Source organism: Paracoccus mangrovi (assembly GCF_042648425.1).
In the GTDB taxonomy this organism is placed as follows: domain Bacteria; phylum Pseudomonadota; class Alphaproteobacteria; order Rhodobacterales; family Rhodobacteraceae; genus Paracoccus; species Paracoccus mangrovi.
The window spans coordinates 1-17874 of the sequence record NZ_JBHRXJ010000001.1; the positions used below are offsets into that span (position 1 = coordinate 1).

General features: G+C 62.8%; 18 protein-coding genes and 1 pseudogene. 7 read left to right on the plus strand and 12 right to left on the minus strand.

The features are described 5' to 3' along the window. Nucleotides 1–105: 105 nt before the first annotated feature. From ACFOMH_RS00005 to ACFOMH_RS00020, 4 genes and pseudogenes are all read right to left on the minus strand, one after another. The gene (locus ACFOMH_RS00005) at nucleotides 106–1326 is read right to left on the minus strand and encodes a PDDEXK-like family protein (RefSeq protein WP_377741803.1); all 1221 of its coding nucleotides are present in this window, start codon (nucleotides 1324–1326) and stop codon (nucleotides 106–108) included. Beyond that, nucleotides 1323–1520: pseudogene (locus tag ACFOMH_RS00010) on the minus strand (type IIL restriction-modification enzyme MmeI); the annotation flags it as partial. The gene ACFOMH_RS00005 and the pseudogene ACFOMH_RS00010, both read right to left, overlap by 4 nt. Nucleotides 1521–1744: 224 nt before the next feature. Further along, complete coding sequence (locus ACFOMH_RS00015) at nucleotides 1745–3340, minus strand: peptide chain release factor 3 (protein WP_377741807.1); 1596 nt, start codon at nucleotides 3338–3340, stop codon at nucleotides 1745–1747. Between the two features lie 32 nt (nucleotides 3341–3372). Continuing rightward, nucleotides 3373–4122, minus strand: coding sequence for an NAD kinase (locus ACFOMH_RS00020; RefSeq protein ID WP_374421748.1), 750 nt, complete (start codon nucleotides 4120–4122; stop codon nucleotides 3373–3375). Nucleotides 4123–4265: 143 nt separating this feature from the next. On the opposite strand from ACFOMH_RS00020, the gene glyA reads away from it, so the two are divergent. Together glyA and ACFOMH_RS00030 are read left to right on the plus strand one after the other, a co-directional pair. After that, entirely contained in the window at nucleotides 4266–5549 is a 1284-nt protein-coding gene (gene glyA, locus ACFOMH_RS00025; RefSeq protein ID WP_374421747.1) for a serine hydroxymethyltransferase, read from the plus strand. Then, on the plus strand, nucleotides 5546–6484 hold the full coding sequence (locus ACFOMH_RS00030; protein WP_377741808.1) for a DUF817 domain-containing protein: 939 nt from the start codon (nucleotides 5546–5548) through the stop codon (nucleotides 6482–6484). The genes glyA and ACFOMH_RS00030 overlap by 4 nt, the downstream gene beginning before the upstream one ends. On the opposite strand, the gene ACFOMH_RS00035 is transcribed toward ACFOMH_RS00030, so the two are convergent. Continuing rightward, on the minus strand, nucleotides 6383–6766 hold the full coding sequence (locus ACFOMH_RS00035) for a hypothetical protein (protein WP_377741810.1): 384 nt from the start codon (nucleotides 6764–6766) through the stop codon (nucleotides 6383–6385). The genes ACFOMH_RS00030 and ACFOMH_RS00035 overlap by 102 nt on opposite strands. A 73-nt stretch (nucleotides 6767–6839) precedes the next feature. On the opposite strand from ACFOMH_RS00035, the gene ACFOMH_RS00040 reads away from it, so the two are divergent. Next, nucleotides 6840–7610 (plus strand): alpha/beta fold hydrolase, encoded by a 771-nt coding sequence (locus ACFOMH_RS00040; protein WP_377741811.1) that lies wholly within the window; start codon nucleotides 6840–6842, stop codon nucleotides 7608–7610. Between the two features lie 96 nt (nucleotides 7611–7706). Here the strand turns inward: ACFOMH_RS00040 and ACFOMH_RS00045 are convergent, their stop codons facing one another. After that, the gene (locus tag ACFOMH_RS00045; protein ID WP_374421743.1) at nucleotides 7707–7892 is read right to left on the minus strand and encodes a hypothetical protein; all 186 of its coding nucleotides are present in this window, start codon (nucleotides 7890–7892) and stop codon (nucleotides 7707–7709) included. A 176-nt stretch (nucleotides 7893–8068) separates the two neighbouring features. Then, nucleotides 8069–8374 (minus strand): hypothetical protein, encoded by a 306-nt coding sequence (locus ACFOMH_RS00050; RefSeq protein ID WP_377741813.1) that lies wholly within the window; start codon nucleotides 8372–8374, stop codon nucleotides 8069–8071. A 106-nt stretch (nucleotides 8375–8480) separates the two neighbouring features. Here ACFOMH_RS00050 and ACFOMH_RS00055 point away from each other — a divergent pair, with 106 nt between their 5' ends. Beyond that, a complete protein-coding gene (locus ACFOMH_RS00055; protein WP_374421741.1) occupies nucleotides 8481–8624 on the plus strand; it encodes an entericidin A/B family lipoprotein in 144 nt (47 codons plus the stop codon). Nucleotides 8625–8859: 235 nt separating this feature from the next. Here the strand turns inward: ACFOMH_RS00055 and ACFOMH_RS00060 are convergent, their stop codons facing one another. The 3 genes from ACFOMH_RS00060 to ACFOMH_RS00070 all read right to left on the minus strand — a co-directional run bounded on the left by ACFOMH_RS00060 (nucleotide 8860) and on the right by ACFOMH_RS00070 (nucleotide 12550). Next, the gene (locus ACFOMH_RS00060) at nucleotides 8860–9525 is read right to left on the minus strand and encodes an outer membrane protein (RefSeq protein ID WP_374421740.1); all 666 of its coding nucleotides are present in this window, start codon (nucleotides 9523–9525) and stop codon (nucleotides 8860–8862) included. Between the two features lie 265 nt (nucleotides 9526–9790). Then, entirely contained in the window at nucleotides 9791–11590 is a 1800-nt protein-coding gene (lepA, locus tag ACFOMH_RS00065; protein WP_377741816.1) for a translation elongation factor 4, read from the minus strand. A 51-nt stretch (nucleotides 11591–11641) separates the two neighbouring features. Continuing rightward, a complete protein-coding gene (locus ACFOMH_RS00070; protein WP_377741819.1) occupies nucleotides 11642–12550 on the minus strand; it encodes a DMT family transporter in 909 nt (302 codons plus the stop codon). A gap of 396 nt (nucleotides 12551–12946) precedes the next feature. Here ACFOMH_RS00070 and ACFOMH_RS00075 point away from each other — a divergent pair, with 396 nt between their 5' ends. From ACFOMH_RS00075 to ACFOMH_RS00085, 3 genes are all read left to right on the plus strand, one after another. Continuing rightward, nucleotides 12947–13249 carry a hypothetical protein gene (locus ACFOMH_RS00075; RefSeq protein WP_374421736.1) on the plus strand — a complete coding sequence of 101 codons (303 nt, stop codon included), beginning with the start codon at nucleotides 12947–12949 and terminating at the stop codon, nucleotides 13247–13249. Nucleotides 13250–13255: 6 nt separating this feature from the next. Next, nucleotides 13256–13933, plus strand: a complete 678-nt coding sequence (locus ACFOMH_RS00080; RefSeq protein WP_374421734.1) for an NAD-dependent deacylase — start codon at nucleotides 13256–13258, stop codon at nucleotides 13931–13933. 270 nt (nucleotides 13934–14203) lie between these two features. Continuing rightward, nucleotides 14204–15352, plus strand: a complete 1149-nt coding sequence (locus tag ACFOMH_RS00085; protein ID WP_374421733.1) for an alpha-D-ribose 1-methylphosphonate 5-triphosphate diphosphatase — start codon at nucleotides 14204–14206, stop codon at nucleotides 15350–15352. Nucleotides 15353–15438: 86 nt separating this feature from the next. Here ACFOMH_RS00085 and ACFOMH_RS00090 read toward each other — a convergent pair whose 3' ends face one another. Both ACFOMH_RS00090 and ACFOMH_RS00095 read right to left on the minus strand, forming a co-directional pair. Beyond that, a complete protein-coding gene (locus tag ACFOMH_RS00090; RefSeq protein ID WP_377741821.1) occupies nucleotides 15439–16434 on the minus strand; it encodes an alcohol dehydrogenase catalytic domain-containing protein in 996 nt (331 codons plus the stop codon). Between the two features lie 3 nt (nucleotides 16435–16437). After that, nucleotides 16438–17874, minus strand: a complete 1437-nt coding sequence (locus ACFOMH_RS00095; RefSeq protein WP_377741823.1) for a mannitol dehydrogenase family protein — start codon at nucleotides 17872–17874, stop codon at nucleotides 16438–16440.

The window sequence follows — 17874 nt, forward strand, 5'->3', positions numbered from 1 at the left end:
CGAAGGCGCCCCCTGCCGTTCCGGGATCGTCGGTCAAGCCACCGCGAAACACAAAGGGGCGGCAATCTGCCGCCCCTTTCCCGTCATTGCATGGTTTGTGCCCGGTTATTCCACCTCCAGATCACTGACGTCGGAGATTAGGATGCTGTTTGCGGTAGATTTCAGAAATTTAGAGTACCGCGCCCCTTCCCTTTCCGCGTCAGCACGAAACTGGACCTCACCCAGGCCAGCCCTATCCGCAGCCCTTTTTATACCCTTTATCAGCTTTTTTCGATGCTCAAAGTTCGAAAGCGGCCCCACCTCTGCAAACAATCGCAGCCGACCCTTCATCCCATCAGCATCTTCGTAAAGCTCAAACCAGCAGATTAGCGGATATCTGGCCCACCAACTTTCACACCCCTCCCAGATATCGATCTTATCTTTTCCGCCCAGAGGCTTTCGCCACGAAACAGGTATAAAGCTGTATTGATGGTCGCTGTTCCAGCTATACATGTACTGCGCGCCATCAATCTCGACCTCATCACCATATTCAAGATCGCTACCGAAGAGACTTTCCGCCGCCATAGTGAATTCCGTTACGGCGCCATGTTCCATGATAAAGTTCAGGACCTTCTTATGCTTCCGGTACAGCTGCTTGGCCAAAATTTCCATTTTCATCTGCTCTTCATTCATACCGGCTGCGTCCTTAATGATCTCGAGGTAATGGCTGATAAATTGCCTAACCTCAGGCGCAACTTTGACACCACCATCCGCCATAAGGGCATCAAGAATATTACAAATATCTTCATAGCGGAGCGAAACGTAGTCATCCCCAACATTCTCGTCGGGATCCTCTTCATGCAACGTCAGGAAAATCCCTCGATGCTTGAGGGTAAGTCCCGCATCTTCTGCTTCGCCCTTTGCATGATCAAGATAGCGTTTCAGTTGCCCGTTGTGCTGTTTGCTGTGGAACTTGTTCTCGATAACGAATGCCCAACCGTTGCCAGGCGACGTGACAAACAAGTCGATGTTATGCTTTTCACGGCGAATTTCCGCGTCGCGCAGATCCGCTTGCGCCACATCAAGCGCGGATGGTTCACGCCGTACGCTTTGTCGGCGGAGCGCCTGTGACAAAAAAGCACGCAAGAACCTATCGTCAAATCCATGCGTTTCCACGGGATCCAGAAGCCACGCCAGAATAGCAGAGTGGCGGATTTCCATGTGCTCCATTCGCATCACGCGGATCGGGTTGAAACGATTGAGATAACCGGACACTCGCTCCAAATCCGCATTGTTGACGAAGCAATCTTCAAAAGCCTCCAGATCCGGAAGATCATGCGCCGTCATTGCACTGCTCTCACCTTCGTCGTCATCTTCGTATAGAGGCTGAACAGGTGTTCCAGCCGTTCGGTGTCGTTGCGGAAGCGGCGGCCGATGTAGATGCGTTCGAGGGTCTCATCGTTGCGGTCGTGGGCGGCGCGGAGGTTGTCGGGCATCTTTTCGGGGTCGTAGAGGTCGGCGATGGTGGCGGGGAAATGCGCCGTAATATCGCTGGGAAGGCAGATTGCTTTACGAAGCACCCGTTGGCAACTGTTTCGATGTTGCGACGAGGTTGTTGGGTGCGCAAGCACTTTATACTTGATAGGTCCGGCGTTTCTGTAGAGTTTGGTTTAAGCTAAACTCTGCCTGCTGCCCCTACAGCCTCCCGAGCAGGCTCGTCAGAACCCTTTTCCAAAAGGCTCTAACCACCTCAGCGCCCGTTCCTTCACACCATCATTTCCTTGGTCGCCGTCAGCTTCAGCTCGGGCTGATCACGCTCGACCCGATCAATGTCCCATTGCAGCCGCGTCAGATAGACCAGATCGCCGTCATGATCCTGCGCCATGTGCTGTTTATTGGTATTTGCGAAGGCCTCGACCTTGTCCTTGGGGCCGGACAGCCAGCGGGCGCTGGTGAATTGCGTCGGCTCAAAGCGCACCGGCAGGCCGTATTCGATCTCGATCCGGCTGGCCAGAACCTCGAACTGCAACGCCCCCACGACGCCGACGATAAAACCCGAGCCGATCATCGGCTTGAAGACCTTGGCGGCGCCCTCTTCGGCGAATTGCATCAGCGCCTTTTCCAGATGCTTGGCCTTCATCGGGTCGCCCGCGCGCACGGTCTGCAAAAGCTCGGGCGCGAAGCTGGGGATGCCGGTGAAACGCAGCCCCTCGCCCTCGGTCAGCGCATCGCCGATACGCAGCTGGCCGTGGTTCGGAATGCCGATGATATCCCCGGCCCAGGCCTCATCGGCCAGTTCGCGGTCGGCGGCCAGAAACAGCACCGGGTTCGACACCGCCATCGGTTTTTTCGACCGCACATGCAAAAGCTTCATGCCGCGTTCGAAATGCCCGCTGGCCAGCCGCACAAAGGCCACACGGTCGCGGTGCTTGGGGTCCATATTGGCCTGAACCTTGAAGACGAAACCGGTCACCGGCTTTTCCTCGGGGGCGATCTCGCGCTCGGCGGCATTCTGGGGCTGCGGCCCGGGGCCGAATTCGCCGATGCCGGTCATCAGCTCCTTGACGCCGAAACTGTTGATCGCGCTGCCGAACCAGATCGGGGTCAGATGCCCCTCAAGAAAGCTTTTGCGATCAAAGACGGGCAGCAATTCGCGCGCCATTTCCAACTCTTCGCGCAGCTTGGCCAGAAGGTCGGCGGGGACGTGATCGGCCAGCCGGGGATCGTCAAGGCCGCTGATCTGGATCGATTCCGCCACCTTGTTGCGGTCGGCGCGGTCCATGATTTCCAGCCGGTCGTGCAAAAGGTCATAGGCGCCGATGAAGTCGCGGCCCATGCCGATGGGCCAGCTGACCGGGGCCACATCGATGGCCAGGTTTTCCTGAATCTCGTCGATGATCTCGAAGGTATCGCGGCTTTCGCGGTCCATCTTGTTACAGAAGGTCAGGATCGGCAGATCGCGCAGCCGGCAGACCTCGAACAGTTTGCGGGTCTGGGATTCGACCCCCTTGGCGCCATCGATGACCATGATCGCCGCATCCACGGCGGTCAGCGTGCGATAGGTATCCTCGGAAAAATCGCTGTGGCCGGGCGTGTCGACAAGGTTGAAACGATATTGCCCGAACTCAAAACTCATGGCCGAGGCGGAAACCGAGATGCCGCGATCCTGCTCCATCTTCATGAAGTCCGAACGCGTGCGCCGCGCCTCGCCCTTGGCGCGGACCTGTCCGGCCATCTGGATGGCGCCGCCGAAAAGCAGGAACTTTTCGGTCAGGGTGGTCTTGCCGGCGTCCGGGTGCGAAATGATCGCAAAGGTCCGGCGGCGGGCGATTTCGGGCGAAAGATCGGGACGATTGTTCATGCCCGGCCCTTTACCCTGCGCCGCGCGCGGCCTCAAACGAATTGTTCGCGCATCAGCCGTTCTTCCAGCCCGTGACCGGGGTCGAACAGCAGACGGTGGCTGATCGAGGTCTCGGACCGGATCTCGACCCAGAGGACAGAGTTGACGCCGCGCGAATCGGCATCGGCCATGACCGGGCGCTTGTCGGGTTCCAGCACATCAAAGCGCAGCGTCGCCGTGCTGGGCAGGATCGCCCCCCGCCAGCGCCGCGGCCGAAAGGCGGCAATCGCCGTCAGCGCAAGCACATCCGTGCCCAAAGGCAGGATCGGCCCGTTGGCCGAATAGTTATAGGCCGTGGACCCCGCCGGCGTGCACAAAAGCGCGCCGTCGCAGACCAGCTCGCGCATCCGCACCCGGCCATTGACGGAAATCTGCAACCGCGCCGCCTGTGGGCCCGCGCGCAGCAGGCTGACCTCGTTGATGGCCAGCGCGCAATGCTCGTGCCCGTCGGTGGTGCCCGCCGTCATCGCCAACGGGTTGACCACGGTTTCCTCGGCCGCCGCGATGCGTTCGGGCAGATCGCTTTCCGAATATCCGTTCATCAGAAAGCCGATGGTGCCCCGGTTCATGCCGTAAACCGGCAGGTTGCGGTTCTGATGCATGACCGACAGCATCAGCCCGTCGCCCCCAAGCGCGACGATCACCTCGGCCTCGGGGATCGGGACATGGCCGTAACGCGCCGACAGGGTTTCGGCGGCGGTGACGGCGGCTTCGGTGCTGCTGGAAATGAAATGCATCTTCATGCCCGCCATCATGGCGCGACGGGGGCCGGGCGCAAGGCCCTTGACGCATGGTACATTCTACCGCCCCCGCGTCGCATCCGTCCTAGCGGCCCGGGACAAAAGCCGCTAGAACGCCGCGAGGCCGCTTTTTGCACGAGGACCAGATGACCGACACCGGATTCTTCACCGAAACGCTGGACAGCCGCGATCCCGAAATCTTTGGCGCCATCCGCAAGGAACTTGGCCGCCAGCGCGACGAGATCGAGCTGATCGCCAGCGAAAACATCGTCTCCAAGGCGGTGCTTGAGGCGCAGGGCTCGGTCCTGACCAACAAATATGCCGAAGGTTATCCGGGCAAGCGCTATTACGGCGGCTGCCAATATGTCGACATCGTCGAGACCCTGGCGATCGAGCGCGCCAAGGAACTGTTCGGTTGCGAATTCGCCAATGTCCAACCCAATTCCGGGTCGCAGATGAACCAGGCCGTGTTCCTGGCGCTTTTGCAGCCGGGCGACACTTTCATGGGGCTGGATCTGAATTCGGGCGGGCACCTGACCCATGGCAGCCCGGTGAACATGTCCGGGAAATGGTTCAACGTCGTTTCCTATGGCGTGCGCAAGCAGGACCAGCTGCTGGACATGGAGGAAATCCGCCGCTCCGCGCATGAACACAAGCCCAAGCTGATCGTGGCCGGCGGCACCGCCTATAGCCGCGTCTGGGACTGGGCCGAATTCCGCAAGATCGCAGATGAGGTCGGCGCCTGGCTGATGGTCGACATGGCCCATATCGCCGGTCTGGTCGCGGGCGGGCAGCATCCCTCGCCCCTGCCCCATGCCCATGTCGTGACCACCACCACGCATAAATCCCTGCGCGGGCCCCGTGGCGGCATGGTGCTGACCAACGACGCCGAGATCGCGAAAAAGATCAATTCGGCCGTGTTCCCCGGTTTGCAGGGCGGCCCGCTGATGCATGTGATCGCCGCCAAGGCCGTCGCCTTCAAAGAGGCGCTTGAGCCGGAGTTCAAGGATTACGCGGCCCAGGTCGTCAAGAACGCGCAGGCCATGGCCGATGAGCTGATGAAGGGCGGCATCGACATCGTTTCGGGCGGGACCGACAACCACCTCTGTCTGGCCGACCTGCGTCCGAAAGGCGTGACCGGCAAGGCGACCGAGGCGGCGCTGGGTCGCGCGCATATCACCTGCAACAAGAACGGCGTGCCGTTCGACCCGGAAAAGCCCTTTGTCACCTCGGGCATCCGCCTTGGCGCGCCGGCGGGCACCACCCGCGGCTTCAAGGAGGCCGAGTTCCGCCAGATCGCCCGCTGGATCGTCGAGGTTGTCGACGGCCTTGCCGCCAATGGCGAGGAAGGCAATGCCGAGGTCGAGGCCAAGGTCAAGGCCGAGGTCGAGGCGCTCTGCGCCCGCTTCCCGCTTTACGCCGGGATGTGATACCCGAACGGGACCCGGCGCGCGGCCAGACCCGCGCGCTTGAACATCGGCTTGGCGACTGGGCGCGTGCCCGGTTGCCGGGCTTTGCCAGTGATTTCGTCATGTTCGTGCTGAAACAGGGCTGGGCCTGTCTGTTCGGCGCATTGATGCTTGCCGCGATCCTGCTCAGCCATTGGCTTTGGCAGGCGGGCTGGCCGATCCATCGTTATGACGCGCTGTTTCTGTTCGCGCTGATCGTGCAGGTGCTGTTTCTCATCCTGAGGCTGGAAACATGGGCCGAGGTGCGGGTGATCGCGCTGTTTCACCTGACCGGCACGGTGATGGAGATCTTCAAGGTCGATACCGGGTCATGGGCCTATCCCGAACCGGGCTTTTTCAAGCTGATGGGCGTGCCGCTGTTCTCGGGCTTCATGTATGCCTCGGTCGGCTCATACATGGCGCGGGTGATCCGCATCTTTGACATGCGCTTTCAGCCCTATCCGCCCTTTTGGGTCACGCTGGCGCTGGCCGGGGCGATCTATGTGAACTTTTTCGCCCATCATTTCCTGCCCGATATCCGCTGGTTTCTGTTCGCGGCGACGGTGCTGATCTATGGGCGCACGCGGATCTGGTTCCGGCTCAGCCGCTGGTATTTCATGCCGCTGCCCGTCGCGGCCTTTCTGACCAGCCTGTTTCTGTGGATCGCCGAGAATATCGGCACCATGACCGGCACCTGGCTTTATGCCGGTCAGGCCACGCTCGACCGGGTGTCATTTGCCAAGATCGGCTCGTGGTATCTGTTGCTTTACGTCAGTTTTGTCACCGTGACGCTGGCCACAAAGCGGGTGATCGCCCTAGATGAGCCCCCGCGCGATCATGATCCAGACCGCGACCGCCCCCAGCATCAGCAGGCCAAAGAGGACGCTGGCCGCGATGCCGATCGCGCCCCCCTGTAGCCGCGCGCCCTTGCCCAGAGGCCGCAGATAGGCGGTGAGCTGTTTATGGGCCTGTTCGAAACGCTCGAAATCCACCTGTCGCGCCAGCTTTGGCTGCCCGGCCATGCGGTCGGCCTCGGCCATGATCCGCGCCTCGCGCCGCAACTTGCGCGGCAGGGCGCCGCCGCGTTTGCGAAACATGCTTTCCAGATCGGTCTGATGGCCGCGTTTCACACCGCCGAAACGGGCCGCCATCAGGTTGGCCACCTCATCCGCCATCGGCCGGATATTTTCGATGCTCATTGCCCGCGCCCCGCAGTTTTTTCCAAGCTTATCGCCACTGGCGCCGCTTCGCCAGTGGCGCTAGGGTCCGGGCATGATGCTGAATGTGATTGAAACCGGATCCGATACCGAACAGCCGCCGGTGATTGTGGCGCACGGGCTTTTCGGTTCGGGCAAGAACCTGGGCGGGCTGGCGCGGCGGCTCGCCGAAACGCGGCGCGTCCTCTCGGTCGAAATGCGCAATCATGGCGACAGCTTTCACGATCCCGATCACAGCTATGCCGCGCTGGCCGGCGATCTGGCCGAAGTGATCGCCGCGCATGGCGGCCGCGCCGATATCGTGGGCCATTCGATGGGCGGCAAGGCGGCGATGATGCTGGCGCTGCGCCACCCGGAACTGGTGCGCAAGCTGGTGGTGATGGACATCGCCCCCTATGCCTATTCCCACAGCCAGACCGCGCTGATCGACGCGATGGAGGCGGTGGATCTGCGCGGGGTCCGGCTGCGCTCGGACGTGGACAAGCAATTGGCCGCATATATCCCCGAAGCCGGGGTGCGCGCCTTTCTGCTGCAATCGCTGGATCTGAAATCCGATCCGCCGCGCTGGAAATTCAATCTGGCCGCCCTGCGCGATCAGATGGCCGATCTTGTCGGCTGGCCCGGGGACGCCCCGAAAGGCAGCTTTGACGGCCCGGTTCAGGTTCTGGCCGGCGCCGATTCAGAATATTGCCGCGAGCCACAGGTCGCGGCCATCCGCGCCCATTTCCCGCAGGCAAGGATCCGGTATTTCGCCGGCGCCGGGCATTGGCTGCATGCCGACCGCCCCGCCGAGGTGGCCGAGGCGATCGCCGGGTTTCTGGGCTGAGACGCCGCACCCCGGCTTTCCCGGCCGGGATGCGCGCCGTTTGTCGTAGCCTTGCGGCCGCTGAAATCTTCGCCCGGATGCCGGTCCGAAAACGCGTCAGGCGATGTCCTGCATCCGCTTTGCCACCAGCCATGACACCGGCAGCGCAAGCAGACCGCCAACAGCCGCCGCACCGGCAATCGCCACCGCATCATAGCGCCCGAGCACCAGAACCAGAACGATCCCGATTCCGGCAAGGGTCGTGAAGGCGATGGAAAACAACAGCATGAACAATCTGGTCATCAGGCATCCCCATGGCTGCGACATGAGAAAAAGATAGCCCGGCCTATGTGGCATCGCCTTGATCTGGCGCAGATCGGCGTCGGTTTTTCAGCCCCGCTATCCGATTCCAGCGGGGCGCGATGGCCATCGCGCCGGTCCCGGCAGCGGCACCCAACCGCGCCGCCGGATCCCGGACGCTAATAGCAGTCAAGGGTAACCCGCCCCTCGCCCGTGTCGCCGGGGATGCGGGTGCGCAGGCTGTTGGGGATCGCCCGGCATCCTGTGGTTTTTTCCGCCGCCTCGACCATCAGTGTGGGGACAAAGTCGCGTTCGCGGCGGCTCAGATAGCCAAGCCGGATTACCTCGGCCGAATTGCCGTCGTGAAAGACCGCGAAGCGAATGCCCTGCAAGGTGATGTTATGGCGTGTCGCGTCGAAATAGGCCGGTGCCGGCGAGGCACAGGCGGAAAGCAGCGTAAGACAAAAGAGCAAAAGCAGGCGCATGGACTTTGCCTAGCACGAAGGTGTTAATCAAACCCTAACGCCGACCGGAACCACCGCTGGCCCGGCGCGTTTTCTGACATTGAATACCGCATCTTGGGAGTATGGAATGCGCAAGATCTTCAAGCTTTCTCCGATCCTCGCCCTGTTGGCGCTGGCCGCATGCGAAACCGTGCAAGGCGCGGGCCGCGACCTGCAAACCGCGGGTCAGGTCGTGCAACAGGAAGGCTATCAGGCGCAGCAGGGCATGTAATCCCGGCGATGCCGTCCGCCGTGCCGGGATTACATGCCCGGGCCAGATGGCGGGACGGCGCCGTTTGCCATACATGTTCCACAGCGATCCGGACGCCCGGCGCCGCGCGCAATGCGCGGGCCGGGCATATTCGTAACGGCGGCCTGGTCCGGCAAATGCCATCGGCACCGGTCCATATTCCCGCCTTTGGGCGTAATCCATATGGCGGGATGGCCTTCCGCCATATGATTTCGGATCAGAACGTGAATTTCGCGCCAATAGAAATCTTGTCGAAATCCAGCTTGTTGGGATTTGAACGATTGGTGCCGCCCGCGACTTCGGGGATGCCGCCGAAATCGATATCGGTGATGCGGCTGTAATCGGCAAAGACCGCCACGCGATCCGTCAGCGCATATTCCGCCCCAAAGCCGAAAATGAACCCGGTTTCCTCAAAGGATTTGTCTCTGACCGGCGGCGCGAAAGTATAGGTGTTGCGCACATCGAATTCGACACGGGCCACGCCCGCATGGCCATAGACCGCGACTTTCTCGTTGATTTTTGTGCCCAGCAGGGCGCGCGCGCCATAGGTCGCCTTATGATCGATCTTGGTGCTCAGGACGCCGTTGATATTCCGGCTTTCCCCGGTTTCGACATTATAGAACAGTTCGGCACCCCAGAACATGTCACCGACCCCCAGCGCGCGCTGGTAACCGATCCCGATCCCGACACCCAGATCGTCAATCTCTGTCCGCGAAACGCCGCCGACATCCGGAACCGGCAAAGTCGTTCCTCCGGTATTCCGTTCGATTTCGTGCCCGATATTCGAATTCGAGATCGAGCCTTTCAGATAAAAGCCGTCCGCCGCGGCCGCCCCCTGTGCAGAGATCAGGGTGGCGAATGTCAAAATGGCAAGGTTTTTCATCGGATCTACCGTTCTAAATGTTGCAGGTAGCTTGCATTTCGCGGACGCGGGCAAAGGGTTACGCAACGCACGCAGATGTCAGAACATGTGATCCCCGCCCGAAATGGCGCCGGCTCGGAAATATCGGGCCGAAACGTGGCAATATCGCCCGCCGCAGGCGTGGCGCACAGAATGCGTGCGGGCGGCCGCATCACTGCAAAGCCGCCCGGGGAAGCAACGCATGTTTGGGGGGGACGCCCGCCGGCACCAAGACCGGCGCGGGACCTCAGTTATCCATCTTGAGCGCCTGAATGAACGCCGTCTGCGGGATCTCGACCTTGCCGAACTGGCGCATCTTCTTCTTGCCGGCCTTTTGCTTTTCCAAGAGCTTTTTCTTGCGCGTGGCGTCGCCGCCATAGCATTTCGCGGTCACGTCCTTGCGCATCGCCGAAAGCGTTTCACGCGCGATCACGCGCGAGCCGATGGCCGCCTGGATCGGGATCTTGAACATGTGGCGCGGGATCAGCTCTTTGAGCTTTTCGACCATGACCCGGCCCCGGCTTTCGGCACGGTCGCGATGGACCATGATCGACAGCGCATCGACCGGCTCGTCATTCACGAGGATCGACATCTTGACCAAAAAATCCTCACGATATTCCGAGAGCTGATAGTCGAATGACGCATAGCCCTTGGTCACCGATTTCAGCCGGTCGTAGAAGTCGAACACCACCTCGGCCAAGGGCAGGTCATAGACCACCATGGCGCGGTTGCCGGCATAGGTCAGGTCCATCTGGATGCCGCGGCGATCCTGACAAAGCTTGAGCACATCGCCCAGATATTCGTCCGGCACCATGATCGTGGCCTTGATGCGCGGCTCTTCGATATGGTCGACATAGGTCAGGTCGGGCATATCGGCGGGGTTGTGCAGATCGCGCACCTCGCCGTCCTTCATATGCAGCTTGAACACCACGCTGGGCGCGGTGGTGATCAGGTCCAGATCGTATTCGCGTTCCAGGCGGTCGCGGATCACCTCAAGATGCAAAAGCCCAAGGAAGCCGCAGCGGAAGCCAAAGCCAAGCGCGGCCGAGGTCTCCATCTCATAGCTGAAGCTGGCATCGTTCAGGGCCAGTTTCTCGATGGCATCGCGCAGCGCCTCGAAATCGTTCGCATCGACCGGGAAGAGGCCGCAGAACACCACCGGCTGCGCGGGTTTGAAGCCCGGCAGGGGCTTTTCCGCCCCCTTGCGTTCATGGGTAATGGTGTCGCCGACGCGGGTGTCGCGGACCTGCTTGATCGAGGCGGTCAGAACGCCGATCTCGCCCGGGCCCAACTCGGCGATGTCCTGCATTTGCGGGCGCAGCACGGCCAGCTTGTCGATGCCGTAGACGGCACCGGTCTGCATCATCTTGATGCGATCGCCCTTGCGGACCACGCCGTCCATGACCCGGATCATGACCACGACGCCCAGATAGGCGTCATACCAGCTGTCGACCAGCATCGCCTTTAGCGGCGCATCGCGGTCGCCCTTGGGCGCGGGCAGGCGGTTGACGATGGCCTCCAGCACCTCGGGGATGCCGAGGCCGGTCTTGGCCGAAATCGGGATCGCGTCGGATGCGTCGATGCCGATCACATCCTCGATGTTTTCCTTGACCCGCTCGGGCTCTGCCGCCGGCAGGTCGATCTTGTTCAGGACCGGAACGATCTCGTGACCCGCATCGATGGCTTGATAGACATTGGCGAGGGTCTGTGCCTCGACGCCTTGGCTCGCATCGACGACCAGCAGGCTGCCTTCGACCGCGCGCATGCTGCGGCTGACCTCATAGGCGAAATCGACATGGCCGGGCGTGTCGATCAGGTTCAGCACATAGGTGCGCCCATCCTTGGCCGGATAGTCGATCCTGACGGTGTTGGCCTTGATGGTGATACCCCGCTCGCGCTCGATATCCATGCTGTCCAGAAGCTGGGCTTTCATGTCGCGTTCGGCGACCGTGCCCGTCATCTGGATCAGCCGATCGGCCAAGGTGGATTTTCCGTGGTCGATATGGGCCACGATCGAGAAATTGCGGATGAGATCAAGGTCGGTCATGGCCGGGCTATACAAGGGCTTTCGCGTTGCGAAAAGGGGGTATGCGCAGGGTCACGCCGTGGAGGCCAGACAGCAGCAGTCGCGCAGCTGGCGGCGGCGTAGGGTTGCCTCGCGCCACATCGTATAGCAACCCGAGGCAACGATGATGCCAGCCCCCAGAAATGTCAGCAGATCCGGCCGCTCATCCAGCACGAACCAGGCCAGAAGCAATGAAAAGACAAGCCGCGCATACCGATAGGGCGCAATCGCCGATGCCTCGGCCACGCGCGTGGCAATGATCAACAGCGCATAGCCCGCCCCCCCGACCGCGACACAGCCGATCAACAACAGCCATTGCCGCAGATCGGGCATCACGAAGGCCTGTCCCATCACCGGCGCCATCACGATGCCGGCCAGAAACACCGCCAGAAAGGCCGAGGCGGCCAGTTGCAGCGATTGCACCTCTTTGGGAATGCGCCGCGTGGCGATATCGCGCGCCCCCAGCGCGATAACCGCCATGACCGCCCAAAGCGACACCGGCTGAAACCCGGCAAGCCCGGGGCGGACGACCATCATCACGCCCATAAAACCGATGGCGATGGCGCCCCAGCGGCGGGCGCCGACCGGCTCACCCAGAAACAGGGCCGCGCCCAGCATGATCACCAGCGGCATCGCCTGCATGATGGCCGCCGTCGAGGACAGATCGCTGAGCCCCAGCGCCATCACCACACCGATTGCGCCGATCCCTTCGGCCAGATTGCGAAAGACGACCACGGGCCGAAAAAGGTCGCGGGTCAGCAGGCGCTCGCCCTTGAATTTCATCACGATTCCAAAGGCCACCGCACCCAGAATCCCGATCAGCGCCAGCAGCTCGGCAAAAGGCAGGCCCGCCGCCAAAAGCTTGATGAACATGTCCTCAAAGGCGAAAAGCACCATTGAGACGATCATCAGGATCGCCCCACGAAAATTTTCAGTGACCATCAGACAAACCTTGCACTGTGGAAAGGCTGCGCGGTCCACGCGCAAAACTTTGCGATGATAGGAGGGGCGGCCATAATTAGAAAGGATGGAACACCGCTTTGCGTAGTTTTTTCCCGCCGGGCGGCGGCCCGCCCCGCCGGGGACGGGTGCGCCCGACCCGCAAGGCCGGAACGCGCAATCGACAGGGCGGTGATTCGCGGCGATATCGGGGGCGGGAATCCAACCTCCGGGACAATAGGCCGCATATCTTGCGGCCGTTTTCCGCGCCTGCGCGATCCATGGTCACCCGCCCGTGATTGAGCCGTGAGAGAGGTTCTGTTAACCTTGGCCAGATAAACCGGTGGCTCAGAGAGGGTGTCCAACCCCGCCGCCAGGCAAGATCCGAGGAGACAGAACATGATCAATCGCCTGATGATCGCCGCGGCCGCGGTGGTCCTGACCACACCGTTGGCCGTTGCCGGCCCCATCGATTCCGCCTGTGTGCGTTCCGACCGCAGCGCCAGCCGCCAGCTTTGCGGCTGCATCCAGCAGGTCGCGGACATGACGCTGTCGCGCGCCGATCAGCGCCGCGCGGCCAAATTCTTTGCTGATGCCGACGAGGCCCAACAGGTGCGCATGTCGAAAAGCGATTCCGACAACGCCTTCTGGGCGCGCTACAAGAATTTTGCCACAACCGCAGAAGCCTATTGCGCGAACTGACCGGCGATGCGGATCACTGTCCTGACCGGGGCCGGCATTTCGGCCGAAAGCGGAATCCGTACATTCCGCGCCACGGACGGGCTGTGGGAAGAACACCGGATCGAGGATGTGGCCACCCCCGAAGGGTTCCGCCGAGATCCGGTTCTGGTGCATCGCTTCTATAACATGCGCCGCGCGGATGCCGCCCGCGCCCGGCCCAATGCCGCGCACAAGGCCCTGGCGCGGCTGGCGAAATCGCATGACGTCACGCTGATCACCCAGAATGTCGACGACCTGCACGAACGCGGCGGCTCGCCCGAGGTGATCCATATGCATGGCAGCCTTTTGGGTGCGCTTTGCGCCAATTGCGGGCATCGCTGGCCGGCCACGCTGGTCATGCGCTCGCTCGACCCCTGCCCCAGCTGCGGCAAGCCGGCGACGCGCCCCGATATCGTCTGGTTCGGCGAGATCCCCTATCACATGGACCGGATCTGGAAGGCGGTCGAGGATGCCGATATCTTTGCCGCCATCGGCACCTCGGGTCAGGTCTATCCGGCGGCCGGTCTGGCCCAGCATGCCCGCCGCAACGGGGCCGAAACCGTCGAGCTGAACCTTGTGCCCTCGGCGGTCAGCGGCGATTTCACCGATATGCGCACGGGGCCCGCGACCCGGGTCGTGCCCGAATGGGTGGCGGAACTGTGCTGATCCGGCGCCGGGCGGCCTGTCGCGGCATCGAACCCATTCCCGGCCCCGATTTCGGCTCACGCACGAAACATCGCACCATATTCCGGGATACGAGGCGCTGCGCATTGTCTTTCCGGCCCCCCGTCTGCGGATCGAAACCGCGCCTGCGCCCGCCCGCCGCCAATGACGCAAGTGCCGGCGCCGGTGCCCATCGCGGCGCGCCCTCTTGACGCTGGCCGCGCGGGCTGATCCCCTTGGCGCCGAAACGCGCCCCAATCCAGTTGCCCGAACATGACGATACCCCCCACTGTGCTTGCTAATGCCCGCCTCGTGCTGCCCGAGGGCGTGATCCGGGGCGCGCTCAGCCTTGAGGATGGCGTCATCGCCGCCATTACCCCGGGCGACGATGTCCCGCCGGGCGCGACGGATCTGCAAGGCGATTTCCTGGCCCCCGGCATGGTCGAACTGCATACCGACAACCTGGAACGGCATCTGCGCCCGCGCCCGGGCGTCGACTGGCCCCATGCCAGCGCCATTCTGGCCCATGACGCGGAACTCGCGGGCTGCGGCATCACCACGGTCTTTGACGCGATGCGCGTGGGATCGATCCCCGGCGACGGCCCGGATCAGGATTACGACAAATATGCCCGCCCGCTGGCCCATGAACTGGCCGCCGTGCGCGCGCGCGGCGCCCTGCGGATCAGCCATTTCCTGCATCTGCGCGCCGAGGTCTGTTCCCAGACCCTCCTGGCCGAGCTGGACGAATTCGGCCCCGAAGACCGGGTCGGCATCATCAGCCTTATGGATCACACGCCGGGCCAGCGCCAGTTCCGCGACATCTCGAAACTGGCGCAATATGTGCAGGGCAAATACAAGCTGGACGACACGGCCTTCGCCGAACATGTCGCCCGGCTTCAGGCGCTCAGGGCGCGTTACGGCGACGCGCATGAGGCCGCGACCGTCGAGATCGCGCACCGGCTGGGCGCGGTTCTGGCCAGCCATGACGACACCACCGCCGATCACGTCACCGTCTCGGCGGGATATGGGGTGCGGCTTGCCGAATTTCCGACCACGCCCGAGGCCGCGCGCGCCTGTCACGATCATGGCATCATGGTGATGATGGGGGCGCCGAACCTGATCCGGGGCGGCAGTCATTCGGGCAATGTCTCGGCCGCCGATCTGGCCCGGGCCGGGCATCTGGATATCCTGTCCTCGGATTATGTGCCGGCCGGGTTGCTGCCGGGGGCGATGATCCTTGCGCGGCTCTGGGACGATCTGCCCCGTGCCATGGCGACGGTGACGCAGAACCCGGCGCGCGCGGCCGGGCTGGCGGATCGCGGGCGGATCGAGACCGGGCTGCGCGCCGATCTGATCCGGTTTCAGATGATGGATGAAACGCCGGTCCTGCGCGCGACATGGGTGCGCGGCCAGCGCGTCTAACGCACGCGCGCCGCGCATATGAGCCAAAGCCATGGGGCAGAACGCGCCACCGCGCCCTGCCCCATGGGATCGCGGATCCGCGCCGTTCAGACGGTCATATGCACCTTCATGCTGTTTTTCGGCGCGCCGCCGGCCATGATCGCGGCGATTTCCGCCATGGACAGGCGATGCGTCACCAGTGCCTCGATCCCCGGCCCAAAGGCTGCGATGACCTTCAGCGCCTCGGGGATGTCGCGATGGCTCAGTGAATGGGTGCCAAACAGCGAAAGCTGGCGGCGAAACAGCTCAAAGGGGGAAATCTCGATCCGGGCCGATTGCGGACAGACACCGAAATAAAGCACGCTGCCGCCATTGGCCGTATAATCGACCAGCCCGCCCGCCACCGCGGGAATGCCGGTCGCATCGACCACCAGATCGCAGGACTGGCGCAACCCCGCCAGCGCCCCGGACCCCGAGATCACGCCGCCAAGGCCAAAGCTTTCGGCCATGACCAGCCTGTCCTCGTTCAGATCGACCATGGTGACGCGCCCCGCCCCGCGAATGCCGAGCGCGATCCCCATCAAAAGCCCCATCGGACCGGCGCCAAAGATCAGCGCGTGATCGATACCGCGCCCCTCAAGCGGCGAAAGCCCGTTCAGGACACAGCCCATCGGTTCGGCAAGCGCCGCCATGTGATGGCTGATCGCGGGCATCGGCACCAGCGCCCCGGCGCGCACGACGCAGGCTTCGGCAAAGCCGCCATTCAGCGTCACCCCATAGGCGCCAAGATCCGTGCACAGATTCACCCGCCCTGCGCGACAGCCCGGACAGGTGCCACAACCGATATTGGGGTCGACCACCACACGGTCGCCCATCGCAAACCCGGTCACGCCGGGGCCGGTTTCGACCACCTCGCCGGAATATTCATGCCCCGGCACCAACGGAAAGGCCGAGGCCCCGTAATTGCCGCGCAAAATCTCAAGATCGGTATGGCAGATGCCGCTGGCGCGGACCCGGACCAGAACCTCGCCCGGGCCGGGTCGGGGATCGGCGATGTGCTCGACCCCGACCTGACCGTTCTGGCGAAAGACGATCGCCTCCATCGGTCAGCCCAGATAGGCGCGGATCGCAGCCGCCGTGCCCTTGTCCCAGACCGCGTTCAGCGCCCGGGTAAAGGCCGCGACGAATTCCGGGTTGTCGGCCAGATCGCCATAGATCGCGCGCTGTTCCAGCCAGACCGGAGGATTGGTCCGCGCCTCTTGGGCGATCCGGGTCAGACGGTCCCAGTCGGGATCGTTGGGTTCGATCACCGCGCCGTTCTCATCGGTGCCCGCGCAATAGCGGCACCACAGCGCGCTGGCCAGGATCAGCCCCTGCGGGATCACCCCGCGCGCGATATTGTCGCGGATCGAGGGGATGATGAACTTGGGCTGCCGGTTCGAGCCGTCAAAGCACAGCCGGCGTTCGGTATCGGCGACTTCGGGGTTCGAAAAACGGTTGATGATCATGGCCTTGTAGGCATCCAGATCGGTGCCCGGAACCGGCGGCAGAATGGGCAGGATCTCGGTCGTCTCGATCTTGTCCAGAAGGTCGCGGATCAGCGGGTTGGCCATCGCTTCATGGACATATTCGATGCCCATGATGCCGCCCGGATAGGCGATGATGGCATGACCGCCATTCAGGATGCGGATCTTCATCATCTCGAAGACATGCACCTGATCCGAGAAGGTGACGCCCACCTTTTCCAGCGCGGGGCGGCCATTGGGGAAATTATCCTCGACCACCCATTGCCGGAAGGGTTCGCAGGTGACCGGCACCGGATCGTCGCCCAGACCAAAGCTGGCGGCCATCTCGCGTTCGCGGGGGCCGGTCGCGGGGGTGATGCGGTCGACCATGCCGTTCGGAAAGGCGACGTTATCTTCGATCCAGTCGGCCAGTTCCGGATCCGACAGCCGCGCCAGCCCGATCACCGCGTCATGGGTGACGTGGCCGTTGCCCGGCAGGTTATCACACGACATCACCGTAAAGGGCGCGGTCCCGGCGGCGCGGCGCGCCTTGAGTGCGGCGACGATGGCGCCAAAGGCGGTCGCGGGCTGGCCGGGGTTCTGACCATCGGCAACGATGGCCGCTTCGGTCGGGTCGAACTGGCCGGTGGCGGGGTTCACGAAATAGCCGCCCTCGGTCACGGTCAGGCTGACGATGCGGATCCCGGGATCCGACATGGCCGCGATCAGGGGCGCGTTATCGGCGGCGACCGGCAGAAAGTCGATCATCGCGCCGACACGGCGGCAGGTCTTGCCCTGGGGGTCCAGCTCGATGATCGTGGACAGGCAATCCTGTTCCTTCAGCGCGTCGCGCATCCGGGCATCGGGCGCGCGCACGCCCGCGCCGATGATCGCCCAGTCATGGCTTTCGCCAAGATTGAACAGATCGTCCAGATAGACCGCCATATGCGCGCGGTGAAAATTGCCAAGACCGATATGGACGATCCCGGGCACCAGCCGGGCACGGTCATAACGGGGGAATGCGACATCGTTCGTCAT